Annotated in this window: 24 protein-coding genes; 14 read left to right on the top strand and 10 right to left on the bottom strand. The window is 65.5% G+C overall.

The window, feature by feature from the left end; genetic code table 11:
• Positions 1–103: 103 nt before the first annotated feature.
• Positions 104–589 (bottom strand): class I SAM-dependent methyltransferase, encoded by a 486-nt coding sequence (locus E1B25_RS08725; RefSeq protein ID WP_132828443.1) that lies wholly within the window; start codon positions 587–589, stop codon positions 104–106.
• 231 nt (positions 590–820) lie between these two features.
• Between E1B25_RS08725 and E1B25_RS08720 the strand changes: the two genes are divergently transcribed.
• Genes E1B25_RS08720 through E1B25_RS08705 form a run of 4 tightly spaced genes read left to right on the top strand, consistent with a single transcriptional unit; the run spans position 821 to position 6,703 of the window.
• Positions 821–2,593 (top strand): ABC transporter ATP-binding protein, encoded by a 1,773-nt coding sequence (locus E1B25_RS08720; protein WP_132828441.1) that lies wholly within the window; start codon positions 821–823, stop codon positions 2,591–2,593.
• On the top strand, positions 2,586–4,511 hold the full coding sequence (locus E1B25_RS08715; RefSeq protein ID WP_132828440.1) for an ABC transporter substrate-binding protein: 1,926 nt from the start codon (positions 2,586–2,588) through the stop codon (positions 4,509–4,511). The genes E1B25_RS08720 and E1B25_RS08715 overlap by 8 nt, the downstream gene beginning before the upstream one ends.
• 12 nt (positions 4,512–4,523) lie before the next feature.
• Positions 4,524–5,552: an ABC transporter permease gene (locus E1B25_RS08710; RefSeq protein WP_132828438.1), complete on the top strand. Its 1,029-nt coding sequence runs from the start codon at positions 4,524–4,526 to the stop codon at positions 5,550–5,552.
• Entirely contained in the window at positions 5,549–6,703 is a 1,155-nt protein-coding gene (locus tag E1B25_RS08705; RefSeq protein ID WP_132828436.1) for an ABC transporter permease, read from the top strand. The genes E1B25_RS08710 and E1B25_RS08705 overlap by 4 nt, the downstream gene beginning before the upstream one ends.
• Positions 6,704–6,730: 27 nt before the next feature.
• Here E1B25_RS08705 and E1B25_RS08700 read toward each other — a convergent pair whose 3' ends face one another.
• On the bottom strand, positions 6,731–9,160 hold the full coding sequence (locus E1B25_RS08700; RefSeq protein ID WP_132828434.1) for a mechanosensitive ion channel family protein: 2,430 nt from the start codon (positions 9,158–9,160) through the stop codon (positions 6,731–6,733).
• Positions 9,161–9,373: 213 nt separating this feature from the next.
• On the opposite strand from E1B25_RS08700, the gene E1B25_RS08695 reads away from it, so the two are divergent.
• From E1B25_RS08695 to E1B25_RS08660, 8 genes are read left to right on the top strand one after another with little or no spacing between them, the layout of a single operon-like run.
• A complete protein-coding gene (locus E1B25_RS08695) occupies positions 9,374–10,654 on the top strand; it encodes a nucleotide sugar dehydrogenase (RefSeq protein ID WP_132828432.1) in 1,281 nt (426 codons plus the stop codon).
• 7 nt (positions 10,655–10,661) lie between these two features.
• Positions 10,662–11,888, top strand: coding sequence for a glycosyltransferase family protein (locus tag E1B25_RS08690; RefSeq protein WP_132828430.1), 1,227 nt, complete (start codon positions 10,662–10,664; stop codon positions 11,886–11,888).
• Positions 11,885–13,129, top strand: a complete 1,245-nt coding sequence (locus tag E1B25_RS08685) for a glycosyltransferase family 4 protein (RefSeq protein ID WP_132828428.1) — start codon at positions 11,885–11,887, stop codon at positions 13,127–13,129. Before E1B25_RS08690 ends, E1B25_RS08685 begins: the two co-directional genes overlap by 4 nt.
• Positions 13,126–14,205, top strand: a complete 1,080-nt coding sequence (locus E1B25_RS08680; protein ID WP_132828427.1) for a glycosyltransferase family 4 protein — start codon at positions 13,126–13,128, stop codon at positions 14,203–14,205. The genes E1B25_RS08685 and E1B25_RS08680 overlap by 4 nt, the downstream gene beginning before the upstream one ends.
• On the top strand, positions 14,202–14,792 hold the full coding sequence (locus E1B25_RS08675; protein WP_132828425.1) for a histidine phosphatase family protein: 591 nt from the start codon (positions 14,202–14,204) through the stop codon (positions 14,790–14,792). The genes E1B25_RS08680 and E1B25_RS08675 overlap by 4 nt, the downstream gene beginning before the upstream one ends.
• Positions 14,789–15,925: a glycosyltransferase family protein gene (locus E1B25_RS08670; protein WP_132828423.1), complete on the top strand. Its 1,137-nt coding sequence runs from the start codon at positions 14,789–14,791 to the stop codon at positions 15,923–15,925. The genes E1B25_RS08675 and E1B25_RS08670 overlap by 4 nt, the downstream gene beginning before the upstream one ends.
• Positions 15,922–16,689 carry a polysaccharide deacetylase family protein gene (locus E1B25_RS08665; RefSeq protein ID WP_132828421.1) on the top strand — a complete coding sequence of 256 codons (768 nt, stop codon included), beginning with the start codon at positions 15,922–15,924 and terminating at the stop codon, positions 16,687–16,689. Before E1B25_RS08670 ends, E1B25_RS08665 begins: the two co-directional genes overlap by 4 nt.
• The gene (locus tag E1B25_RS08660) at positions 16,686–17,162 is read left to right on the top strand and encodes a class I SAM-dependent methyltransferase (protein ID WP_132828419.1); all 477 of its coding nucleotides are present in this window, start codon (positions 16,686–16,688) and stop codon (positions 17,160–17,162) included. Before E1B25_RS08665 ends, E1B25_RS08660 begins: the two co-directional genes overlap by 4 nt.
• Before the next feature lie 142 nt (positions 17,163–17,304).
• Here E1B25_RS08660 and E1B25_RS08655 read toward each other — a convergent pair whose 3' ends face one another.
• Positions 17,305–18,447 carry an alpha-D-ribose 1-methylphosphonate 5-triphosphate diphosphatase gene (locus E1B25_RS08655; RefSeq protein ID WP_132828418.1) on the bottom strand — a complete coding sequence of 381 codons (1,143 nt, stop codon included), beginning with the start codon at positions 18,445–18,447 and terminating at the stop codon, positions 17,305–17,307.
• Between the two features lie 47 nt (positions 18,448–18,494).
• Between E1B25_RS08655 and E1B25_RS08650 the strand changes: the two genes are divergently transcribed.
• On the top strand, positions 18,495–19,184 hold the full coding sequence (locus E1B25_RS08650) for a DUF1045 domain-containing protein (protein WP_132828416.1): 690 nt from the start codon (positions 18,495–18,497) through the stop codon (positions 19,182–19,184).
• Here E1B25_RS08650 and phnN read toward each other — a convergent pair.
• Genes phnN through phnG form a run of 7 tightly spaced genes read right to left on the bottom strand, consistent with a single transcriptional unit; the run spans position 19,166 to position 24,291 of the window.
• Complete coding sequence (phnN, locus tag E1B25_RS08645) at positions 19,166–19,726, bottom strand: phosphonate metabolism protein/1,5-bisphosphokinase (PRPP-forming) PhnN (protein ID WP_132828414.1); 561 nt, start codon at positions 19,724–19,726, stop codon at positions 19,166–19,168. The two genes, E1B25_RS08650 and phnN, sit on opposite strands and share 19 nt — an antisense overlap.
• Positions 19,723–20,406, bottom strand: a complete 684-nt coding sequence (gene phnL, locus E1B25_RS08640) for a phosphonate C-P lyase system protein PhnL (protein ID WP_132828555.1) — start codon at positions 20,404–20,406, stop codon at positions 19,723–19,725. The genes phnN and phnL overlap by 4 nt, the downstream gene beginning before the upstream one ends.
• 40 nt (positions 20,407–20,446) lie before the next feature.
• Complete coding sequence (gene phnK, locus E1B25_RS08635; protein ID WP_132828413.1) at positions 20,447–21,217, bottom strand: phosphonate C-P lyase system protein PhnK; 771 nt, start codon at positions 21,215–21,217, stop codon at positions 20,447–20,449.
• 40 nt (positions 21,218–21,257) lie between these two features.
• Entirely contained in the window at positions 21,258–22,118 is an 861-nt protein-coding gene (locus E1B25_RS08630) for an alpha-D-ribose 1-methylphosphonate 5-phosphate C-P-lyase PhnJ (protein ID WP_132828411.1), read from the bottom strand.
• Entirely contained in the window at positions 22,115–23,233 is a 1,119-nt protein-coding gene (locus E1B25_RS08625; protein WP_132828409.1) for a carbon-phosphorus lyase complex subunit, read from the bottom strand. Before E1B25_RS08625 ends, E1B25_RS08630 begins: the two co-directional genes overlap by 4 nt.
• Positions 23,234–23,236: 3 nt before the next feature.
• Positions 23,237–23,827, bottom strand: coding sequence for a phosphonate C-P lyase system protein PhnH (gene phnH / locus E1B25_RS08620; protein ID WP_132828407.1), 591 nt, complete (start codon positions 23,825–23,827; stop codon positions 23,237–23,239).
• Positions 23,827–24,291 (bottom strand): phosphonate C-P lyase system protein PhnG, encoded by a 465-nt coding sequence (gene phnG, locus E1B25_RS08615; protein WP_132828405.1) that lies wholly within the window; start codon positions 24,289–24,291, stop codon positions 23,827–23,829. The genes phnH and phnG overlap by 1 nt, the downstream gene beginning before the upstream one ends.
• A 102-nt stretch (positions 24,292–24,393) precedes the next feature.
• On the opposite strand from phnG, the gene phnF reads away from it, so the two are divergent.
• Positions 24,394–25,104: a phosphonate metabolism transcriptional regulator PhnF gene (gene phnF / locus E1B25_RS08610; RefSeq protein WP_132828404.1), complete on the top strand. Its 711-nt coding sequence runs from the start codon at positions 24,394–24,396 to the stop codon at positions 25,102–25,104.

The following is a 25,104-nucleotide window of genomic DNA, read 5'->3' as shown; positions in this document are numbered from 1 at the left end:
CACCCGCGCTAAAGCAAGGGCGTGACAGCCCCGTTAAACCGGCCAAAGGCCGACACGGCAAGAGGCGCGCGGCACGCCAGTGCCCGGTTCGGGTGCGATCAGCCTATTTCCGATATATGAAACACCGACCCGGCACCGCGCCCTCGGGCAGCGGCAGCTCTTCCAGCGCGTCGAAATACATCCGGTCCGACGACACCATCAGCCCGCCCTTGGCCAGCAGCGGCTCGATCAGCGGCGAGACCTTGCGGGCAAAAAGGTCGTTTTTCTTCAGGTTGTGGCCGCCCAGATCCGCGTGGATCAGGCTGGCGGTCGCGCCGAACCGCTCCAACGTTTGCGGCAGGGTCTCCATTACGTCGCCAAGGATGGTAAAGGCCTCGTCCGGGGTCGAGGCGGGATTCGAGGCGATGGCGCGCTCGAACACATAGATGTCGTGTCCGGTGATGTTTTCGCGCATGTGGTGATAGGTGCGCCCGTTGCCCAGCCCCAGTTCGAACGCCGGCCCCGGCAAGGCGGCGGTCTCGGCGATGGCGAAATCCAGACAGGCGCGCTGCGACACCATGCGGTCGATGAATACGTCCAGTCGGCTCATGCGGGGACTCCTTGTGCGTGATCGCCCCCCTCATGCCAAATGCGCGGCCCAATGTGTAGCCCGCGATCGCCTGCGCATCGGACATTTGCGCCGGACATTTGCAACAGGCCGGTAAAACCGGGCAATTGGGGTTTGACTAGAAGGCCGCCGTCACGCGAAGGTACCCCACAGGCAGCTACGGGGGGTAAGAGTTTGCGGCCAAACAAAGATCATTCGGACGGGCGGCCCTGAATGACCCCTCTGCTTTCTGTCGAGAATCTGAGCGTCGGCTTCGGCAAGGACGAGGCGATTGTGCGCGACGTCAACTTTTCGCTGAACCCCGGAGAGACGCTGGCGCTGGTCGGCGAATCCGGGTCCGGCAAGACCGTGACCTGCCGCGCGATCCTGCGCATCCTGCCGCGCAACGCCCAGATCCGCAGCGGCACCATCACGCTGCATCGCGACGGGCAGTCCCTGAACCTGACCTCGCTGGGCGAGCGGCAGTTGCGCGATGTGCGCGGCAATCAGGTCTCGATGATCTTTCAGGAGCCGATGCGCTCGCTCTCGCCGTTGCACCGGATCGGGAATCAGGTCAGCGAAGTGCTGTGGCTGCATCGCGATGCCTCTGAAAGCAACGCCAAACGCCAGGTGCTCGACACCTTTGAGCGGGTCGGCTTTCCCGACCCCGAGCGCGCCTATCGCTCGTATCCGTTCGAGCTGTCCGGCGGTATGCGCCAACGGGCGATGATCGCCATGGCCATGGTCGCCAAGCCCGATCTGCTGATCGCGGACGAACCCACGACCGCGCTTGATGTCACCACGCAGGCACAGGTGCTGGGGCTGATCAAGGATCTGCAACGGGAAACCGGGATGGGGCTGATTCTGGTCACCCATGATCTGGGTGTGGTGGCCAATACCGCCGAACAGGTGGTGGTGATGCACCGGGGCCGGGTCATGGAATCGGGCCCCGCCGAACCGCTGCTGCGCTCCCCGGCGCATCCCTATACTAAACAGCTATTCAATGCCGCGCCCTCGATCCCGGCCGAGGCAAAGCCGGCCCCGCCCCTGCAAGAGGACGATCTGATCCTGCAGATGAAAGGGGTTTCCAAGACCTATTCCATGCGCTCGGGCTCGGCCTGGCGCTCCGATACCCTGATCCACGCCTGCCGCGGCATCGACCTCAATCTGCCGCGCGGCAAAACGCTCGCCATCGTCGGTGAAAGCGGCTCGGGCAAAACCACGGCGGCGCGCATCGCGCTGGGGGCCGAGGCACCTGATCCCGGCGGACAAGTGCTGTTTCGCCCCGACCCGAACGGCGCGCCCATCACCGTACATGACATGACCCGCGCCCAGCGCACCGCCTTTCAGCGCGCGGCGCAGATGGTGTTTCAGGATCCCTATTCCTCGCTCAGCCCGCGTATGCGAGTACTTGACGCCCTGACCGAACCGCTGGAAATCCACGGCATCGGCACCCGGAGTGAACGGCGCGAACGCGCCGCGGCAATGCTGCAACAGGTCGGGTTGAGCGGCGACATGCTACAACGCTACCCACACGCCTTTTCCGGCGGCCAGCGCCAGCGACTGTCGATTGCGCGGGCAATGATGCTCAATCCGTCACTGATCGTTTGCGACGAGCCGACCTCGGCGCTGGATGTCTCGGTGCAGGAACAGATCCTGACCTTGCTGGAGGATATTCGCGACCGGATGAACCTGTCCTATCTTTTCATCAGCCACGATCTGGCGGTGGTCGCCCGGATCGCGGACGAGGTGGCGGTGATGCGTCAGGGGCTGGTGGTCGAGCAAGCACCGCCCGGCACGCTGTTCTACAACCCCAAACACCCCTATACCAAGGCCCTGATCGCGGCCCAGCCCACCCCGGATATCGACCGCCCGATCGACCTGAGACTGGTCGCCCTTGGCGCTGGCTCTCCCGAAAGCTGGCCGGACGCCTTTCGTTTTTCCCAGACCGTGGTACCGTCGCTTACCGAATTGGAACCCGGCCATAAGGTACGTTGTCATGTTTGATCGCCCACGCAGATTCGCCCTGATGTCCGTCGCCGCGCTGGCCGCCGCGCTGACCCCCTTGGCCGCCGCCGCCCTGCCGCCGTTGCAGGAAAGCAGTTTTTGGCAGGACGAGGTGACCAGCGGCGATCTGCCGGCGGTGGCCGATCGGCTCCCCGATGCGCCGCTGATTGTCGATCTGGCCGCCAAGGGGCGCGAGATGGGGCATCAAGGCGGCACCCTGCGCACCATGGTCACCCGCAGCAAAGACATCCGCCAGATGGTGGTTTATGGCTATGCGCGGCTGGTCGGCTATGACGAGCAGTACAACCTGACCCCGGATCTGCTGGAAAGCGTCGAGAACGAGAACAACCGCAAATTCACCCTGCATCTGCGCCCCGGGCACAAATGGTCGGACGGGGTGCCCTTCACCTCTGCCGATTTCGCCTATTGGTGGCAGGACGTGGCCAACAATCCCGAACTCAGCCCCGCTGGCCCGCCCGATTTCCTGCGAATCGACGGCGAGCTGCCGCAGGTCAGCTTTCCCGATGACACCACCGTCGTGTACCAGTGGAGCGCGCCCAATCCCAGCTTTCTTCAGACCTTGGCACAGGCGCGACCGCCCTTCATCTTTCGCCCGGCGCATTTCCTGAAACAGTATCACGTCAAATACGCCGACCCCGCCACGCTGGCCGAAGCGGTCGAGGAGGCCCGGGTCAAAAGCTGGGCCGCGCTGCACAACAAGCTCGACAATATGTACAAGTACGACAACAGCGCGCTGCCCACCCTGCAGCCCTGGATGAACGCCACCTCGGGCAAGAAGATTCGCCAGCTTTTCGTGCGCAACCCGTATTATCACCGCATCGACACCAACGGCCTGCAACTGCCCTATATCGACGTGATCGAGATGGAGATCGTCGCCGGTGGTCTGGTCGCGGCCAAAGCCAACGCGGGAGAGACCGATCTTCAGGGGCGCGGGCTGGATTTCCGCGACATCTCGATCCTGCGCAAGGGCGAGGCCGACGGCGGCAACTATCGCACCCTGCTCTGGCCCACCGGGGTCGCGTCGCAGATCGCGATCTATCCCAACCTGAACTATAACGACCCGGTCTGGCGCGACGTGCTGCGCGACGTACGGGTGCGTCGGGCGCTGTCGCTGGGCATCGACCGGGCCACCATCAACCGCGCGCTGTATTTCAAGCTGGCCAAGCCCGGCGCGATGACCGTGCTGCCGAAAAGCCCGTTCTTTGATCCGGCGCTGCGCGATGCCTGGGCGGCCTATGATCCCGAGCAGGCCAATGCGCTGCTGGACGCGGCCGGTCTTGATAAACGTCAGGGCAACGGTGTCCGCCTGCTGCCGGACGGGCGACCGATGGAGCTGACGATCGAAACCGCAGGCGAACGGCAGGAAGTCGAGAACGCGCTGCAGATCATCACCGACACCTGGCGGGAAATCGGCGTGCGGCTGGTGATGCGACCGCTGGATCGCGACATCCTGCGCAACCGGGTGTATTCCGGCAACTCCATGGCTTCGGTCTGGTACGGCTGGGACAACGGCATTCCGCAACCCTATACCTCGCCCGATTACCTTGCGCCGCGGCAGCAGGAATTCCTCGCCTGGCCGAAGTGGGGTCAGTATTACCAGACCGACGGCGAGGCCGGCGAAGCGCCCGACATCGAACCGGCGCTGCGGCTGATGAGGCTGGCGCATGACTGGGATCAAGCCAGCACCGACGAGGCCCGCAGCACCGCCTGGCGCGAGATGCTCAAGATCCACGCCGATCAGGTCTTTGGCATCGGCATTCTGGCCGAAGCGCCGCAGCCCATCGTGGTGAACAAGCGCCTGCGCAACGTGCCGGAAAAAGGGCTTTGGGCCTGGGATCCGGGGGCACATTTCGGCATCCATCGGCCGGATGAATTCTTTTTCGCTGACGACGACTGACGAGGGCCGCGAATGCTTATCCTGCGCTACGCGATCTATCGGTTTGCGACCATGTTGCTTACGCTTCTGGTGGTATCGGTGATGGTCTTCGTAATCATCAACCTGCCGCCGGGCGATTATCTCAGCAACCAGATCGCCGAGTTGCGCGCCAGCGGGCAGGATGCCGGCGTCGCCAAGGCCGAGTTTCTGCGCAAGGAATATGCGCTCGACCGTCAGCTGTGGGAACAATACATGATCTGGGTCGGGTTCATGCCGGGCCCGAACGGGTTTGCCGGTCTGGTCCAGGGCAATTTCGGCTGGTCTTTCGAATTTGACCGCCCGGTCTCGGAAATCGTCGGCGAAAGCCTGTGGCTCACCGTTCTGGTCAACCTCGCCGCCGTGCTGTTCGTCTATATGGTGGCGCTGCCGCTGGGGGTGCTGGCGGCTGCCAAATCGAAAACATGGGTCGATTACACCTCGGCCTTTGTCGGCTATCTGGGCTTGGCGACGCCCAACTTTCTGCTGGCGCTGATCCTGTTTTATTACGGGCACAAATATTTCGACCTGCCGATCGGCGGGCTGATGGACCCCGCCTATGAGGGCCAGCCGATGGGCTGGGACAAGGCAAGATCGATCCTGATCCACCTGATCGTGCCCACCTTTGTGATTGGCACCTCGGGTGCCTCGGCGATGATGCAACGGCTGCGCGCCAATATGCTCGACGAGTTGGGCAAACCTTATGTCGAAACCGCCATCGCCAAGGGCATGAGCCCAAGCCGGATGCTGACCAAATATCCGCTGCGCGTGGCCTTCAACCCGTTTGTCGCCGATATCGGCAACCTGTTGCCGGCAATGGTCTCGGGATCGGTGCTGGTCTCGGTGGTGCTGGGGCTGCAAACCATAGGCCCGACCCTGCTGACCGCGCTGAAAACGCAGGATCAGTTCCTGTCCGCCTTTGTGCTGATGTTCGTCGCCCTTCTGACGCTGATGGGCACCATGATCTCTGACGTGCTGCTGGTCTTGCTGGATCCGCGCATTCGATACGCGGGGCGCGACGCATGACCCAGCTGCCTGACGGACGCTATGTTGACGATGCACCCTATGACGCGCAGGCCAGCATCCAGCAGTTGGAGCGGCGCGATCTCGATGCGCCTAACTGGCTGCTGATCTGGCGCAAGTTCAGGCAGCACAAACTGGGGCTTTATTCCGGCATCTTCCTGCTGCTGAGCTATTTGATGCTGCCCTTTGCCGGGTTCATCGCCCCCTATACCCCGAACGAGCGGCTGTCCGAGCATCTTTATGCCCCGCCGCAGGGGGTGAATTTCTTTCACGACGGGGCTTTCATCGGCCCGTTCGTCTATCCGATCGTGGCCGAGGCGGATATGGAAACCTTCCAGTGGAAATTCGTCGCCGACGAAAGCCGCCCGATGCCGTTGAAGTTCTTTTGCGAGGGCGGCACCCACCACCTCGCCGGGCTGATCGCAAGCGACACGCATCTGTTTTGTGCGCCACCGGGGGCGACCCTGTTCCTTTGGGGCGCCGACCGGCTTGGGCGCGACGTGTTCAGCCGCATTCTGTATGGCGCGCAACTGTCGCTGACCGTGGGGCTGATCGGGATTACCGTCTCGTTCGTGCTGGGCATCAGCTTTGGCTCGATCGCGGGCTATTTCGGCGGGCGGATCGACTGGATGATCAACCGGGTGATCGAGATCCTGCGCTCGCTGCCCGAACTGCCGCTGTGGCTGGCGCTGTCGGCGGCGGTGCCGTCGAACTGGGGCCCGGTCTCGGTGTTTTTCATCATCTCGGTGATCCTTGGAATCCTCGACTGGCCGGGATTGGCCCGCTCGGTCCGGGCCAAATTCCTGAGCCTGAGGGAAGAGGAATACGTGCGCGCAGCAGAAATGATGGGGGCCTCCTCCAGCCGGGTGATCCGCAAGCATCTGCTGCCCAACTTCATGTCGCACCTGATCGCCAGCGCCACGCTGTCGATCCCGGCGATGATCCTTGGCGAAACCGCGCTGTCCTTCCTCGGGCTCGGCCTACGGGCGCCTGCGGTGAGCTGGGGGGTGATGCTGAACGACGCCCAGAACCTTGCCTCGATCGAGATCTACCCGTGGACGGCGATCCCGATGCTGCCGATCATCGTAATCGTGCTGACCTTCAACTTCTTCGGCGACGGGCTGCGGGATTCGCTGGACCCCTACGAAAGCTGACGTCCGGCCAGCGGTCGGGCGCGCGCCCTAGCGGTCGTCGCCAGAGCCAGTGCCAGAGCCGCCACTGCCCTCACCCTCGTCCAGCATGTCGGCGTCAATGGCGGCCTGAACCGCGCCCAGCGCCGCCTTTTTCTGCTCCGGCGTGGCTGCACCGGCCTCATCCCCGGCCATGCGCACGGTGACTTCGCGATGGGCGAACTTGATGCCCTCGCGCGCGAACAGGTCGCGGATGTCCTGAAACACCCGCTTGCGCACCAACCATTGGTCGCCCGGCTTGGTCATGAACTTGACCCGGATGATCATGGCGCTGTCCTGCATTTCGATCACGCCTTGGGATTTCAGCGGCTGGATGAAATTTTCCCCGATCACCGGATCCTCCAACAGGTCCTGCCCCAGCTTCTTGATCAGCTTGCGCACCTTTTCCACATCGGTGTCATAGGTCACCCGCAGGGGCAGCTTCATGATCACCCAGTCGCGGGAATAGTTGCTGAGCACCTTGATCTCGCCAAACGGGATGGTGTTCAGCGCCCCCAGATGGTGTCGCAGTTGAAACGAGCGGACCGAGATCTTTTCGACCGTCCCCTTCACGTCGCCCAGATCAATATACTCGCCCTTGCGGAAGGCATCGTCGAACAGGAAGAACGCGCCGGAAAAGATGTCGCGCACCAGTGTCTGCGCCCCGAACCCAACCGCCAGCCCGACCACCCCGGCACCTGCGAACAGCGGGCTGACATTGATCCCCAGCTCCAACAGCGCGATCAGCCCGACCGAGACCACCACCACCGCAAGGATCGCGCCCCGGAACAGCGGCAACAGCGTCGCCAGCCGGCTTGCCCCGGTGGCGCCGCCCTCGTCCCCCAACTCGCCGACCTCATCCTCGGCGGTTTCCTCGGCGATGCGGCTGTCGATCCAGATCCGGAACAGGTGATAGACGATATAGCCAAGGAACAGGACCACGACCACGTCCAGCAGGCTGTCCACGATCGGGTTGGCCATCAGCCGGTTGCCGGTGTCCCAGATCAGCACCAGCGCATAAAGCCCGGCGACAAAGGCCAGGATCCCCGACACCCGCCGCGCCAGCGCCTCATAGGTGGCGATGGCATGGCGTGGACGCGCCGGGGCCAAATCACCGCCCTCCGCTTCGCGCGCCTCGGCCTCGGCCAGCCCTTCGTTCAGGGTTTCGCGGTTGCGGGCGCGGGCAAAGTAATGCTCGATCGCATAGTTGATCACGCCATAGACCACGATGATCGCGATAAAGCTGAAATAGGCCGCCGCAATCGGCGGGATGCCGGTGGGCAGGTCCAGCACCAGATCGAACGCCAGCCGCAGCCACCCATAGATGAAATAACCGATCATCATCGGGCCCCAGCCGTAAGAAACAGCCCGCGTCAGCCAAGGCACCTCGGCGGCGGCCCGCCCCCCCCGGATCGCATTGGTGATCGCCCGGCCGTTCCAGACAAGCATCAGCACATTACCCAGCGCCGCGACAAGCGTCAGCGCCCCGTAAAGCAGCGCGTAAACGTTATAGTTCAGCCCGAAATCCGCGATCCATGTCGAGAACACCACCGAGCTGACGTTGAAAGTAATCAGCACGGTTGCCCAGTAATAGAGCCGCTTTGCGTCCCGATCCGAGAAATGCGGCATCCGGTACTGGCTCAGAAACGGCGACAGGATCATGCGCCACAGGTCCGACACGGTGCGGGCGATGAAATAGGTGGCAAAGATCGCCGTCGTGGTGAACTCCAGCGACAGATCATCCGGATAGTGCATGAGCAACGCGCCAAGGATCAATGCAACCAGCAGGACGACCAGCGATCCGATCACCCCTGCGGTAAAGCGCACCACCAGAAACGGCATCTTTTCCAGAAACCCCTGCGGGTTCTGCATGACCCATGGCATGACGCACCGCCCGGCGATCTTTGGTGCGTAGACAAAGTGTGCGAACAGATGGCCGATGAACAGGAATGCGATGTTCCAGAGCAACACCTGCACATAGGTCATGATGCGCCCCTCGGGGCTGGTGGCGCGCAGGATATAGACCACCTCGTTCACCGAATTGGGCAGGGCATCAAGCCGCTCACGCAGGGTCTGGCGAAAGGTCTTGACCTGCGCCTGCGCCTTCATCAGCGCCGAGCCCCCCTCCATCATCGCGGCCTCACTTCCCGGTTCCGCCGGCGAGGTCTGGGGCGAGGTCTGGGCCTGTGTTTGAGCCTGTGTTTGAGCCTGTGCGGGACTGATCAGCTTGCCGCTCGCATCCACTACCACGACGCTGACGCCGGCTGCTGCCGCCTGTTTCAGCGCCTCGGCCAACCGCTCACTTTCCGTCCCGGCGGTGTCCGGCGCCGCCGGGGCTGTCTTGTCGGCTCCGAACGACAAAAGCGATTGTGCCTGCCCCGGGACAGGCACCAATACCAGCACCCAAAGGGCCAGAAACAGGCGAAACAGCGTCATGATCATCGGTCTCGGGTCCCTGCACAATGGATGAGCAACACGCTACAGAAGCGGTATCGCCAAGGCAAACGCGCAAAGGCCCTGACCCGAACGGAAAACCGCTTTGACAGAAACCTGTTTGCATTCGGGCATGATTTCACTAGTAGGGGTTTGGTCGCAAAGGCCATAAAGCGCTTGCCGACCAGCGGCCCGTGCGGGTGAATGAAATAGAGACGGGCGATGGTCAAGCAAGGCAATCAGGACAAGATCGCGGTGCTGGGTCTCGGCTATGTCGGGTTGCCGCTGGCAGTGGCGCTGGCACGCGCCGGATTCGACACGCTGGGATTTGACACCGACAGCGCCCATGTCGCGGCGCTGCGCGACGGGCTGGACCGCAACGGCGAGGTTTCACAACCCTCGCTGATCGCAGCAGGTACAAGGTTTTCCGCTGATCCCGCCGAACTGGCCGGGCGCACCGTCTTTATCATCGCCGTGCCCACCCCCATCACCGATGCCAAGACCCCGGAGATGGAGCCGCTGCGCGCCGCCTGCCGCGCCATCGCGCCGCACCTGCGCCCCGGATCGCTGGTCGTGGTGGAAAGCACCGTCTACCCCGGCGTCACCGAAGAGGTCTGCGGCCCGGTTCTGGCTGCGGGCAGCGGGCTGACGCTGTATGACGAGATCAAGCTGGCCTATTCGCCGGAACGGGTGAACCCCGGCGATGCCGAACACTCGCTGGAAAACGTGGTCAAGATCATCTCGGCCCAGGATGACGAAACGCTTGAACGGGTCGCGGCGCTGTATGCGCCGGTGGCCAAGGGCGGGCTGCACCGGGCCGGTTCGATCATGACCGCCGAGGCGGCAAAGGTGATCGAGAACACCCAACGCGATCTTAATATCGCGCTGGTGAACGAATTCTCGCTGATCTTCTCACGCCTTGGGCTCGACACGCTGGAGGTGCTGGAGGCCGCCGGCACGAAATGGAACTTCCTGCCCTTCAAACCCGGTCTGGTGGGCGGCCACTGTATCGGCGTCGATCCCTATTATCTGACCTACCGCGCCGCGCAGCTTGGCTATCACCCCGAGGTGATCCTTGCCGGGCGCCGCATCAACGACCAGATGGGCCGCCATGTCACCCATGAGCTAATCAAGGCGCTGCTGGCGCGCGGGGTCAATCTGGCACAGGCGCGGGTTCTGGTGATGGGCTTCACCTTCAAGGAAAACTGCAACGACACCCGCAACACCCGCGTCGCCGATATCGTGTCGGAACTGGAGGCCTATTCGCTGAAACCCGATGTCTATGACCCTTGGGTCGATGCGCAATCTGTCGCGGCGGATTATGACATCACCCCGGTGACGAAACCCGATGCCGGGGCTTATGATGCCATTATCGTAGCCGTTGCACACAAGGAATTCGTCGGAATGGGAAGTGCGGCCATTCGAGCCTTGGGCAAACCGGGCGCGGTTCTGTACGATATCAAGGGTATTTTCGGCAAATCAGGCGCGGACCTGAGGCTTTGACAGGATGATGAGTGGCGTGACATTCCAGAGCAAGGTGCCGCGCGCAGACCGCGAACCACGGGTAATGCTGTACAGCCACGACACCTACGGGCTGGGCCATCTGCGCCGCTCGCGGGCCTTGGCCGGTGCGATCACCCGGGCCATCCCCTCAGCGTCGGCGCTGATCCTGACCGGATCGCCAGTCGCGGGCCGCTTTACCTTTCCGCGCCGGGTCGATCACGTACGCCTGCCCGGCGTGACCAAGCGCAGCGATGGCTCCTATGTTGCCCAGACGCTGGGCATGGATATCGAAGAGATCACCGAGCTGCGCGCGGCGCTGATCGAAACCTCGGCGCGGCAATACGACCCCGACATCCTGATCGTCGACAAGGAGCCTTCGGGCTTTCGCGGCGAGCTGCTGCCGACGCTGGCCTGCCTGAAGGCCACCGGCCGGGCGCGGCTGGTGCTGGGGCTGCGCGACGTGCTTGACGACCCCGATCTGCTGGCCGTCGAATGGGAACGCAAGGGCGCGATCGAAGCCACGCGCAAATACTATGACGAGGTCTGGGTCTATGGTCAGCGCGATTTCTACGACCCGGTGGCCGGGCTTGACCTTGGCCCCGAGGTGCGCGCGCATATGCACTGGACTGGCTATCTTCGCCGCGAACTGGGACAGGCGGAACCGCCGGTCGAGGACGGCCCCTATATCCTGATCACGCCCGGCGGCGGCGGCGACGGCGAATTCATGGTCGATCTCGTCCTCTCCGCCTATGAGCAGGACCCGACCCTCGCACCGCGCGCGGTGATCGTCTATGGCCCGTTCCTTTCCGGCGAAACCCGCGCCGATTTCGAGGCGCGCGTGGCGCTGTTGAACGGGCGGGTCACCACGGTCGGGTTCGAATCCCAGATCGAGACCCTTTTCGTCCATGCGCAGGGCGTGGTCTGCATGGGCGGCTACAACACCTTTTGCGAGGTGCTGTCGTTTGACCAACGCGCGGTGATCGTGCCGCGCACGGTGCCCCGGCTGGAACAATGGATTCGCGCCAGCCGCGCCGAAGAGCTGGGCCTTGTCCGCATGTTGGAGAACGGCCGTGACGGGCTGACGCCCGAGGCGATGATCCGCGCCATCCGCAACCTGCCGAACCAATCGCTGCCGTCACAGGCGATGCACGCGGGGCTGTTGGGCGGGCTCGATTATGTCACGCAGCGCGTTGCGGCCATGCTGGCAGAGCAGCACGAACAGGCGGCGCAATGAGCCTGACACCCACGCTGGCCGTTGTCGTCAAAGGCTGGCCGCGCTTGTCGGAAACCTTCATCGCGCAGGAACTCGTCGCGCTGGAACAGGCCGGGCTGCAGTTTGACATCTGGTCGCTGCGTCACCCCACCGACACCAAGCGCCACCCGTTGCACGACCGGCTGCGCGCCCGGGTTCATTACCTGCCCGAATACCTGTTCGACGCGCCCGAGCGTGTCACCCGTGCCCGCACCGCCGCCCGTGCCCTGCCCGGCTATGGCGCGGCCTATGCGCTTTGGCGTGACGATCTGCGCCGCGATACCACCCGCAACCGGGTGCGCCGCTTTGGTCAGGCCTGCGTGCTGGCCACCGAACTGCCGCCCGGCACCCGTGGCCTGTATTCCCATTTCCTGCACACCCCCTCGTCGGTCGCGCGCTATGCGGCGGTGATGCGCGGCCTGCCGTGGAGCTTTGCCGCCCACGCCAAGGATATCTGGACCTCGCCCGAGTGGGAAAAGCGCGAAAAGCTCGCCGGCCCTTATTCGGCCCAGTTCGGGGCCACCTGCACCGCCTATGGTGCGCGCCATCTGCGGGAGCTGGCGGGCGATCCGGCCAAGATCGACCTGATCTATCACGGGCTTGACCTGTCGCGCTTTCCCGATGCCCCTGCCCGCCCGTTGCGCCGCCCCGGCGATCCGCTGCGCCTGCTGTCGGTCGGGCGGCTGGTCGAGAAAAAGGGCTTTGACCGGCTGATCGCCGCGCTGGCGCTGCTGCCCGCTGGGATTGACTGGCGCTGGACCCATATTGGCGGCGGCGATCTGCTTGGGCCGCTACAAGCACAGGCGCAAGCCGCTGGTCTCGCCGCGCGGATCGACTGGCGCGGAGCCTGCGACCAGCCCGAGGTGATCGCGGCGATGCGCGCCGCCGACCTGTTTGTTCTACCCAGCCGGATCGCGGCGGATGGCGACCGCGACGGGCTGCCCAATGTTCTGATGGAGGCCGCCTCGCAACTGGTGCCGATCATCTCGACTGCCGTGGCGGCGATCCCCGAATTCATCGTGAGCGGCACCCATGGGCTGCTGGCCGGGGATGACCCCACAGAACTGGCCGAGGCGATCGAAACGCTGGCCCGCAACCCCGCGCGCGCGCAAGCCATGGCCGAGGCGGCCCGCAAGCGGCTGATCGCGGAGTTCACCATGCAACCGGGCATCGACAGGTTGGCGGCGCGGCTACGGCAGATGATCGACGCACCCACCCCATGACCCGCATCGCCTTTTACGCCCCGATGAAATCGCCCGACAGCCCGATCCCGTCAGGCGACCGGGCACTGGCGCGCAACCTGATCGCCGCCATCGGCGCCAAGGGGGCGCAGGTCGAGGTGGTCTCGGAGCTGAAGCTGCACGAAAAGGCCGGCGATCCCGCCCGTCAGGCCGAGCTGCACCGCGCCGCAAAGGCCGAGGTCACCCGGCTGAGCCAAACCCTCGCAGGCTCTGACATCGCGCTTTGGGTCACCTATCACAATTACTACAAGGCGCCGGATCTGATCGGCCCCGCTACCTGCGCCGCGCTGGGGCTGCCCTATGTTCAGATCGAATCCACCCGCGCCAAAAAGCGCCTGAGCGGACCTTGGGCCGATTTCGCGGCGGCGGCCGAAGCCGCCTGCGACGCGGCTGCGGTCATCTTTTACCTGACCGCCAATGACCTGATCACGCTGGAGCGTCACCGCCCCGCGCAGCAGCGGCTGGTGCAGCTGCCCCCCATCCTGCCCACGGACCACTTGCCGCCCGCCTCGGGCTGTGACGGCCCGATGCTGAGCGCAGGGATGATGCGGGCGGGGGACAAGCTGGCCTCCTATACCATCCTCGCCCAATCTCTCGCCCTTCTGAGCGGCGACTGGCAGTTGGAGATCGCGGGCGACGGCCCGGCTCGGGCGCAGGTCGCGGCGCTGATGGCCCCGCATGGCGACCGCGTCCGGTTCCTTGGCGAACTTGACCACGATGCGCTTGCGGCGGCCTATCGCCGGGCCTCGCTTTTCGTCTGGCCCGGCGTCAACGAGGCCTTTGGCATGGTCTATCTTGAGGCACAGGCGGCTGGCCTTCCGGTGGTGGCACAGGATCGCCCCGGCGTGCGCGACGTGCTGCTACCCGGTGACTACCCCGCGCCCGACGACGGCCCCGGGGCACTGGCCGCGCAAATCACCACGCTGCTGTCCAATCCCGCGCTACGGCGGGAACGCGGCGCACAGGCCCGCGCGATGATCGCCCGCGCCCATCTGCGCCCGGCTGCGACAGAGCGATTCTGGTCCGCCGTCACCCCGCTGCTGGAGGGCACCGCATGATCCGCCTCGCGCTGCTGCGTCATGGGCATACCGACTGGAACCGCATGGGCCGCATTCAGGGCGCCAGCGACATCCCGCTTGACGACGACGCCCGCGCCGAACTGTCCACCCTGCGCCTGCCCGCCCCTTGGGACACGGCCGAACTGTGGTCCAGCCCGCTGAAACGCGCCGCCGAGACCGCCGAACTTGTGGCCCGCCACGCGCCCCGCACCGCGCCGGAACTGAGCGAGATGAACTGGGGCACGTGGGAGGGCAAACGCGGGCTCGACCTGCTCGCCACGCCCGGTAGCGGCTTTCGCCATATCGAGGATTGGGGTTGGGAGTATCACGCACCGGGCGGCGAAAGCCCGGGGGAACTCTGGACCCGGCTGCGCCCCTGGCTCGCGCGGCTGGAGCGCGATGCGCTGGTGGTCTGCCATATCGGCATCATGCGGGTGATGCTGGCCCGCGCCCATGGCTGGAATTTCTCCGGTCCCGCCCCCTTCAAGGTCAAGCGCAACCGGCTTTACGTGCTGCACATCGACGGCGACACCCTGACGCCCGAGGGCGAGGCGATCCGCCTGATCCCCCCGGACGCCACGCCATGAAGGCGATGATCGTGGTCACTCACCTGCTTGGCACCGGCCATCTGAGCCGGGCGCTGACGCTGGGCCGTGCCTTTGACGTGGCCGGGCATGAGGTACTGCTGGTCTCGGGCGGCCGCCCGGCGCCGCATCTGGACCCCGGTCCTCTCGGGTTTCTGCAACTGCCGCCGCTGGCTTCGGACGGGGTGGATTTTACCCGGCTGCTGAACGACCGGGGACAACAGGCCGACGCGGGCTATCTTGAGGCCCGCAGCGAGGCGCTGTGCCATGCGCTACGCGATTTTGGCCCCGACATCCTGATCACCGAACTGTTCCCCTTTGGCCGCCGGGCGCTGGCGGGCGAATTCCTGTCGCTGCTGACGGCGGCGCAGGATCAGCGCCGCCGCCCCACCGTGCTGGCCTCGATCCGCGACATCCTCGCGCCACCGTCCAAACCGGCAAAGGCCACGCGCGCGGCCGAGATCGTGGCGACATATTATGACGCGGTGCTGGTCCATTCCGACCGCCACGCGACCCGGCTGGAGCAAAGCTGGCCGGTCCCCCCCGAGTTGGCAGAGAAACTGCGCTATACCGGCTATGTCGCGCCCCCTGCCCCGGCCCCGCATCCTGACGGTATCGGCGCGGGCGAGGTGCTGGTCAGCGCTGGTGGCGGTGGCGTCGGCGGGCCGCTGTTCCACACCGCACTGGCGGCGGCGCGCCTGCGCCCCGATCTGCGCTGGCGGCTGCTGGTGGGCGGCAAGGATCCGGCCCTGCTCGCCGATTTACGGGCTAAGGCCCCGGGTAACGCCACGGTCGAACCGGCCCGCCCGGATTTCCGCCAGATGCTGCCGCAGGCCGCCGCGTCGGTCAGCATGTGCGGCTATAACACCGCGATGGATCTGTTGCAGGCGGGAACGCCTGCGGTGCTGATCCCGTTCGACGCCGGCAAAGAGGTGGAACAAGGGCTACGCGCCGACAGCCTCGCGGCCCTGCCGGGGATCACGGTTCTGCGCAGCGCCGATCTGACGCCTGCGGCCCTGGCCGGGGCGGTCGACCGCGTTCGCGCCGCAGGTCCACGCCACGACAGCACGCTGAAATTTGACGGCGCGGCGCAATCCGTGGCAATCGCCACAAAGATGGCAAGGGAACGTACATGACTTGGGATTGGAGCCCGCTTGATCGGGAACTCGACCGCTGGCAACAGGCCGGGCTGACCCTGCCGCTCTGGTGGCGCGATGACGATGCCACCGCCCCCAGCCAAGCGCTGGGGGAGCTTGCCGCCCTCGCCGAGGCTGTCGATCTGCCGGTGCATCTTGCCGTGATCCCCGCCAATGCCGAACCGGCCTTGGCCGAAGCAATCAAGGCCGATCCCCGGCTGATCCCGGTGGTGCATGGCTGGGCGCATCAGAACCACGCCCCGGAGGGGGCGAAAAAGGCCGAGTTTGGCGCCCACCGTCCGCTGCCCGTGCTGGCGAAAGAGGCACGCGACGGGCGGGCGCGGCTGCAGGCCCTGTTCGGTCCCGCGCTACGGCCGATGTTCGTCCCCCCTTGGAATCGGATCGCGCCGGAACTTCTGCCCGCCTTGCCCGGGCTGGGCTATGCCATGATCTCGACCTTCACGCCGCGCAAATCGGCGCTGGCCGCCCCGGGACTTGTGCAGGTGAACACCCACCTCGACCCGATCAACTGGCACGGCAGCCGGTCACTTGCGGACCCGCAGGCGCTGATCGCGCAACTTGCCGCGCAATTGGGCGACCGGCGCGAGGGGCATACCGACAAGAGCGAGCCCTATGGCTTGCTGACCCATCACCTGGCCCATGACGCGGCGATCTGGGATTTCACCCGCGCCCTGCTGACCCGCCTGCGCGCCGGGCCCGTCACCCCGTGGATCGCCGCCCCCCAGACAAAGGACACAGAATGAGCCGACTTGATTCCATGATGCGCCGCCTCGCCGCGCAACGCGACGGGCTGAACTGGGCCGCCGAGCAGATCGCCGATCTGCCGGGCGATATCGCCGATCTTGGCCTTGGCAACGGGCGCACCTATGACCACCTTCGCGAAATCCTGCCCGACCGCCGGATCTGGGTGATCGACCGGGTGCTGCAATGCCACCCCTCCTGCACCCCGCCCGAGGCGGATTTTCTGCAGGGCGAGGCCGAACCGATGCTGCGCAAACTGGCGCAGAGCGGCGCGCGTCTGGCGCTGGCGCATTATGATTTCGGCTTTGGCATCAAGGAAAAAGATGTGGCGGAAGCCGCGCGCCTGTCGCCGCTGATCGCCGCCACGATGCAGCCCGGTGGGCTGATCATCTCGGGCCAACCCCTGGTCGGGTTTGAACAACTCAAGGGGCCCGACACCATCGCGCCCGACCGCTACATGTTCTACCGCGCCTGAGCGCGACGGGGCGCGCCTTACGGCGCGGGCCTCCGGCGGGAGTACTTTTGCCAAGAAGAAGCAGGGGCAGGACCGAATGGCCGATCCCCCGCTGTTTTCCGGGCGACACGATCCTCGCCAAGGGCGTGCGCCGCGGGCGGGTTCAGGCCACCCGCTGCCCCTTGGTCCAGACCCCCGCCAGCGCCGGCACATCGCCGCGCAGGCGAAACCGGATCAGATCGGCGCGCTTGCCGACCTCCAACGTGCCGCGATCCATCAGCCCGACGGCCCGCGCCGGCGCCTGTGTCACCGTCGCCAGCCCGCGCGCCGTATCACCCCAGATCTGCCCCAGCCGCACCGCCGCGAACAGCAGCGCCGAGGGCACGTAATCCGACGACACGATATCCAGCAGATCCAGCCCGGCCAATTCTTCGGCAGCGACATTGCCCGAATGCGAGCCGCCGCGCACCAGATTGGGCGCCCCCATCATCACCGCGATGCCATGGCCATGACAGGCGCGCGCCGCTTCGATCGTGGTGGGAAATTCCGCCAGCCGGATGCCATAGCCCGCCGAGGCCTCGACCTGCGCCACGGTGGTGTCATCATGGCTGGCCAACACCGCGCCAAAGCGGCGCGCCTCGGCGACCACGCCGTGATCATGGGTATCGCCGACCTTGTCGCGCAGGGCCTTGAGATGGGCCACATGCTGAAGGAAATCGTCATCGCTCATCGCGTGCTTGCCCCGCATATAGGCTTCCAGTTTGGTGATGTCGCGAAACTGACGCTGGCCCGGTGTGTGGTCCATCAGGCTGACCAGCCCGACGCGATCCTCGTCGCCGAATTCGGCCAGTTCCTCCAACAGGGTTTCGGAACAGACCTCGGCGCGCAGGTGCAGAAAGTGGCTGATCTTCAGCGCATCGGCGGCGCGCAGCTCCAGCAACTCGCTGGCCAGCCCGCGGGCGTATTTCAGATAGCGCCCGTTGCCGCTGGGGATCGAGCCCACCCGCATGGCGTCGAACACGGTGGTGATACCGGTTCCGGCCAGTTCCGCATCATGGGCGATCAACGCCGCCGCATGCGGCCAATCCACCTTGGGCCGGGGCTGGATATGGCGCTCCAGGTTGTCGGTGTGCAGCTCGATCAGCCCGGGCGCGATGAAATCGCCGCCGCAATCCACCGCACCTTTGGGCACCGCGCTGCCGCTGTCGATCGCGGCAAGGATTCCATCCACCACCCGCAAGCTGCCGCTGCGGATTTCGCCGGGCAGGACCAAGGTGGCATTGGCAAGACATAGTTCTTCTGTCATCTGAACATCGCATGATTTGAGGACCAAGAGAGCCAGCCGGAGCCGACATGAATTTTCAGCGTTACGCCATTTATTACGCCCCCCCCGCCGAGGCGGAATGGGGAGGCTTCGCCACCCGCTGGCTGGGCTGGGACATGGCGACCGGGGCCGAGGTTCCGCACCCGGAAGCCCCCGACCTGCCGCTGCCAGTGAGCGAGATCACCGCGACGCCGCGCAAATACGGGCTGCACGCCACGATCAAGCCGCCGTTCCGACTGGCCGAGGGCAAAACCCGCGCCGCGCTGGAGGCGGACTGTGCCGCGCTTTGCGCCGATCTCGCGCCGGTGCAACTCGACGGGCTGGCGCTGGCACGGTTGGGCCGATTTCTGGCGCTGCGCCCACTGGGCGAGACCGCCGCGCTCACCGCGCTGGCGGCCCGCACGGTCGAAGCGCTGGACGCCTTTCGCGCCCCCGCGCCCGAGGCCGAGGTGGAGCGCCGCCGCGCCGCCGGCCTGACCCCGGCCCAGGAGGAGAACCTGACGCGCTGGGGCTATCCCTATGTGATGGATGCGTTCCGCTTTCACATCACCCTGTCGGGCAAGCTGGCCAAACCGGTGCTGGGTGCGGTCGAGGCCACGCTGGCCCGCGATCTGGCGCCACTGCTGCCCGCGCCCTTCGAGATCGCGGATCTGGCGCTGGTGGGCGAGGATGTGGCCGGGCAGTTTCATCTGATCCATCGCTACACGCTTTCGGGTTGAAGCCGGGTTAAGACCGTCTCGACGGTGGTGGCCAGCGGGCCGCTGTTGTCGACCTCGATCACCCGGCGCAGCCCCTCAGGCAGCGGGGCCGAGGCCCTCTGCAGACGCCGCGCGCGGTCACCGGCATCCTCGCGCCCGCGCCCGGCGAGCCGGTCGGCCAGAACGTCTGAATCGGCGGTCAGCGACAGCACGATCAAATCACCGAACAACCCCTGCGCCACGCCAAGGACCGCGCGAGACAGGTTCACCAGCACCGCGCGCGCACCCCGGCGCAGATCGTAGATTTCAACCGGGATTCCGTACGACAGCCCATGCGCCTGCCAGTGCAGCGCAAACGCACCCGCTGCCGCCATCCGTGCGAAGGTCTCCGGCGTGACGCCGGTGAACACCTCTCCCCCGGCCTCCTCTGGCCTGGTGATGACCCGGCGCTGGAGGCGCAAGCGCGGATCGCGCGCGGCCAGCGCCGCCATCACGCTATCCTTGCCCACGCCTGAGGGGCCGACGACAGCGATGACGGGTGCTTTGATGGGCCCCTCGCTCATGCCGCCGCCTGCGGGGTGAACGCCGAGACGTCCTCTTCCCGGTCACAAACCTGCGCCCGCGCCTCGGCGTCGTGAAAGATGCCGATGATCGCCGCGCCACGCGCCTTGGCAGCTTCGATCAGCCCAAGCACCACGGCGCGGTTGGTGGGATCAAGGCTGGCGGTCGGTTCGTCCAGCAACAGCGCGGGATAGTCATGGGCAAAGCCGCGCGCGATATTGACCCGCTGCTGCTCGCCGCCCGAAAAGGTCGTGGGCGACAGCGACCACAACCGCTCGGGGATATTGAGCCGCGCCAACAGCTCGGCGGCACGCGCGCGGGCCTGATCCTCGGGTACGCCCAGCGCCAGCAGCGGTTCGGCCACCACCTCCAGCGTCGCCACCCTTGGCACCACCCGCAAGAACTGGCTGACATAGCCCAGCACCTCGCGCCGCAGCGCGATAATCTCACGCGGCGCGGCTTTGGCGACATCGGTGCCGCCGACCATGATCCGGCCCGCATTGGCGCGGTAATTGCCGTAAATCATCCGCATTAGGGTCGATTTTCCCGCCCCCGAGGCCCCGGTGAGCGCGACGCAGTCCCCCGCCGCCACGCGCAGTTCGGCACCCGCCATCACCGGGATCACCGCGCTGCCCTGGTTGTGCAGAACAAAGCTCTTGGACACGCCGGTAAGCTCGATCATTGCGCTCTTCTTCTTTGTCGAAATACTCATAATCCGCCCTTCACACCTGCAAGACCGATGAAACCAGAAGCTGGGTATAGGCATGTTGAGGATCATCCAGCACCTGATCGGTCAGACCGCTTTCCACCACATGCCCGTCCTTCATCACCATCAGCCGGTCGGCCAACAGCCGCACCACGGCCAGATCATGGGTCACGATCAGCGCGCTCAGCCCCATCTGGCGCACCAACCCGCGCAGCAGGTCGAGCAGACGCGCCTGCACGCTTACGTCGAGGCCCCCGGTCGGCTCGTCCATGAACACCAGACGCGGCTCGGTCACCAGATTGCGGGCGATCTGCAACCGCTGCTGCATGCCGCCCGAAAAGGCGCTGGGGCGATCGTCGACCCGGTTCTCGGCGATCTCGACCCGGTCCAGCCAATCCACCGCGCGGGCCCGGATATCGCCGTAGTGGCGCGCCCCCACCGCCATCAGCCGCTCGCCGATATTGCCGCCGGCGCTGACATTCATGCGCAGCCCGTCGCGGGCGTGCTGGTGGACAAAGGCCCAATCGGTGCGCCCCAACATGCGCCGCGCCGGTTCCGACATGGTCACGGTATCCACCGGCCCCTCGGCACGGGTGTCAAAGATCACCTGCCCCGCATCCGGTGTCAGATGCCCGGCAAGGCAATTGAGCAGGGTGGATTTTCCCGACCCGCTTTCGCCGACAATCCCCATCACCTCGCCGGGGAACAGATCGAAATTCACATCCGCGCAACCGATCCGCGCGCCATAGTGTTTCTCGATGCCTTTGACTTGCAACAGCGGCGTCATCGCGCGCCTCCTTGTTCGGGGGATATCCAATGAAAGCCCATCACGCCGCCACCTCCTCGCCCAGACGGCCGACATGGCCCGCCTCGCGCCGGGTGCGGCAATAATCGGTGTCGGAGCAGACGAACATCCGGTTCCCGGCATCGTCCAGGATCACCTCGTCGAGATAGCTGTCCTCGGCGGCACAAAGATCACAGGCGTGATCCGCCTTTGTCGCCTCGAACGGGTAGTCCTCGAAATCAAGGGACACGACCTTTGTATAGGGCGGCACCGCATAGATCCGCTGCTCGCGCCCGGCGCCGAACAGCTGGATCGCTGCCATTTCCAGTTTCGGGTTGTCGAATTTCGGGATCGGCGACGGGTCCATCACATAGCGGTCGGCCACCTTGACCGGATAGGCATAGGCGGTGGCGATCGCCCCGTGCTGGCTGATGTCCTCGTACAGCTTCACATGCATCAGCCCGTATTCCTCAAGGCTGTGCATCTTGCGCGTCTCGGTCTCGCGCGGTTCCAGAAACCGCAACGGCTCCGGGATCGGCACTTGATAGACAAGGATCTGATCCTCGCGCAGCGGTGCCTCGGGAATGCGGTGGCGGGTCTGGATGACACTGGCCTTTTCGGTCTCTTCAGTCACCGCCACACCGGCGGTTTTCTCAAAGAACTTGCGGATCGACACCGCGTTGGTGGTGTCGTCCGATCCCTGATCGATCACCTTGAAGGTATCCTCGGGCGTCAGCGTCGCCGCCGAGACCTGCACGCCGCCGGTGCCCCAGCCATAGGGCATCGGCATCTCGCGGCTGGCAAAGGGCACCTGATAGCCCGGCACCGCCAGCCCCTTGAGGATGGCGCGGCGGATCATCCGCTTGGTCTGTTCGTCCAGATAGGCGAAGTTATAATCGCTCATTGCGAAGCCTCCTTGCCCGCGTCCTCATTGCCCGCGTTCTGCTTGGCCACATTCGCCTCCGCCTCGCGGCGCAGTTTGCGCACCAGTTCCAGTTCGGATTGAAAATCGACGTAATGGGGCAGCTTGATATGTTCCAGAAATCCGGTGGCCTGAATATTGTCGGAATGGCTGAGGACGAATTCCTCGTCCTGCGCCGCCGCACCAAGATCATCCTCGCCCAACTCGCGCCAGCGCAGCGCCCGGTCGACCAGCGCCATTGCGATCGCCTTGCGCTCGGTCTGGCCGAACACCAGCCCATAGCCACGGGTGAATTGCGGCGGCTCGGTCTTGGAGCCGGCGAACTGGTTCACCGTCTCGCATTCGGTCAATTCCACCTCGCCGATCTCGATGGTAAAGCCCAGTTCGGGGATCTCCATCTCGACCGCCACGGTGCCGATGCGCAACTCGCCGACAAAGGCGTGGTTGCGCGCATAGCCACGCTGGGTGGAATAGGCGAGGCCAAGCAGAAACCCCTCGTCGCCCCGCGCCAGCGATTGCAGGCGGATATCGCGCCCGGCCGGATAGGACATCGGCGTGCGGGTCAGATCGCCGGGCGTGGCTTCGCTATCGGGTTCGCGCTGGATGATGTCCTCGCCGCGCAGGAATGCGGTGATATGCGGCGTCGGCTCATTGCGCGGCGCGGCGGTGGGGGCCTTTGCCACCTCGCCCTCGGCGGCGAGTTTGAAATCCAGCAGCCGGTGGGTGTAATCGAACGTCGGGCCCAGCACCTGCCCACCCGGCGCGTCCTTGAAGGTTGCCGAAATGCGCCGGTCACAGGCCATTTCGCCGGTCGCCACCGGTCTTGTCGCGCCAAAGCGCGGCAGCGTGGTGCGATAGGCGCGGATCAAAAAGATCGCCTCGATCAGATCGCCGCGCGCCTGCTTGATCGCCAGCGCCGCCAGATCGGGATCATAAAGCGAGCCTTCCGCCATCACCCGGTTCACGGCAAGCGCAAGCTGTTCGCGGATCTGCGCGATCGACAGTTCCGCGACAGCAGTATCGCCCCGCCGTTCCTCGGCCAGCCAGGCGTGGGCGTTCTCGATGGCGCGTTCACCACCCTTGACTGCAACATACATGGCTCAGCCCTCCGAAATCTGCGTACTGCGTGGCAGCGCGGCGATCCGCCCACCACAGGTCAGGAAGAAATCCAGCCCCAGCGGGAACAACATCGCGTTCCCGGCCATGGCCGCCGGATCGGGCAGCGACAGCGTTGCGCTGTCCTTGATGCCCGGTCCGCGTAGTGTTGCGCCCGCGGCTTCCAACGTGTCCACCTCGACGATCAGCGTGGCCGAGCGGTCGGGATATTCCGGCGTGCCGATGCGGTAGTGATCCAACGGCACCAGATCAGCCCAGCGCCCCACGGCGAACTCTGCCCGATCCGCGCCCACCACCGGTGCGCCGGTGTGAAAGGCGAGCCAGCCGCGCATTTCCGGCGTATCGCAGGCCCCGGCAAGAAAGACCCCGGTCTCGGGATCGCACAGCGTCAGCAACAGCGTTCCAGCTGCCGAAGACAGCGGGGCCGGGGGGTGCGCGGTATCTAGTGCGCGGATCTCGCCCGGCTTGGCCATCACACTCATCGCCGTGCGAAAGGCAAAGGCCGACTCGATTGCCGGATCGGCAAAACCGCCGCCAAATGCCCCATGTGCAGCCCTGTTTTCGGATACGTTCATCAATCCTCTCCCCGGACCAGCGTAAAGAAATCAACCTTGGTCGCGGCGGCGCGGGCCGCGCGGGCGGTACTGGCCGCGTCCATGGTCCCGGCCAGTGGATCAAGGATGGCCGCGCGCAACGCGCCCGCCTCTGGCGTCTGCATCAGCGCGTCGATCAGCGCCGCCACCTCTGCCTTGGGTTTGCCGCGCCCCTGAACATAGCCATGCCCCACCGTGCCATCCGCCAGCGTCAGCGCGCAGCGGGTCACCGTCATCTCACCCAGATTGAACGGCGCGCCGGTGCCGCCCATGCGGCCCCGCACCATCACCGCCCCGATCTCCGGTCGCCGCAGCCAGTCGAAGGCGGGCGCGGCACCATAGTCGGCCCAAAGCGCCAGCAAGCGATCCTCCGGCGCCTTGGCCAAAAGGCTCATCCAATCCCGGCGTGCCTGCGTCACAACGTCATTTTCTGTCTGTATTGCCATAAAAGCCTCTTGGCCCGGTTGTCTATTTATACTATACAACTATACAAATCTTAGACGGCCCGACGACCGGGCGCAATCGCCCTGATATGAATATTTGGTGACATGGCCCGTACCCCGCTCTGGAAATCCATCGCCATCGCCCTGACCGCCGACATCGCCGAGGCACGCTATGCCACCGGCGACCGACTGCCGACCGAGGCGCAACTGGCGGCGAAATTCGGCGTCAACCGGCACACGGTGCGCCGCGCGCTGTCAGAAATGGCCGATCAGGGTCTGGTGCATGCGCGGCGCGGGGCCGGGGTGTTCGTCGCCGCGCGTCCCACCGATTATCCGATCGGACGGCGGGTGCGGTTCCACCGCAATGTCGCCGCGGGCGGACAGCTCCCGTCCAAAAAACTGCTGTCGCTCGATGCCCGCGCCGCCGACACGCGCGAGGCCGAGGCGCTGGCGATTGCCCCCGGCGACCCGGTGCTGGTCTATGACGGGCTGTCGCTGGCCGACAACGCGCCGATTGCCCTGTTCAGCAGCAGCTTTCCCGCCGCCCGCTTTCCCGGCCTGCGTGACGCGCTGAGCGAGACCCGCTCGGTGACCGAGGCGCTGGCGCGCTGTGGCGTCGCGGATTACACCCGCCAGCAGACCCGGATCACCGCCAAACAGGCCAACGCGACCCAGGCCCTGCACCTGCGCGTGGCCGAAGGCTCGCCGATCCTGCGCACCATTGCGGTCAATGTCGATGCCGATGGGGTGCCAGTAGAATATGGCCGAACCTGGTTCGCCGGTGACCGTGTAACCCTGACCGTGGACGGAACGTGA

The organism is Antarcticimicrobium sediminis (assembly GCF_004348975.1).
Taxonomy (GTDB): Bacteria; Pseudomonadota; Alphaproteobacteria; order Rhodobacterales; family Rhodobacteraceae; genus Antarcticimicrobium; species Antarcticimicrobium sediminis.
This window is presented reverse-complemented; position numbering and strand designations above follow the sequence as displayed.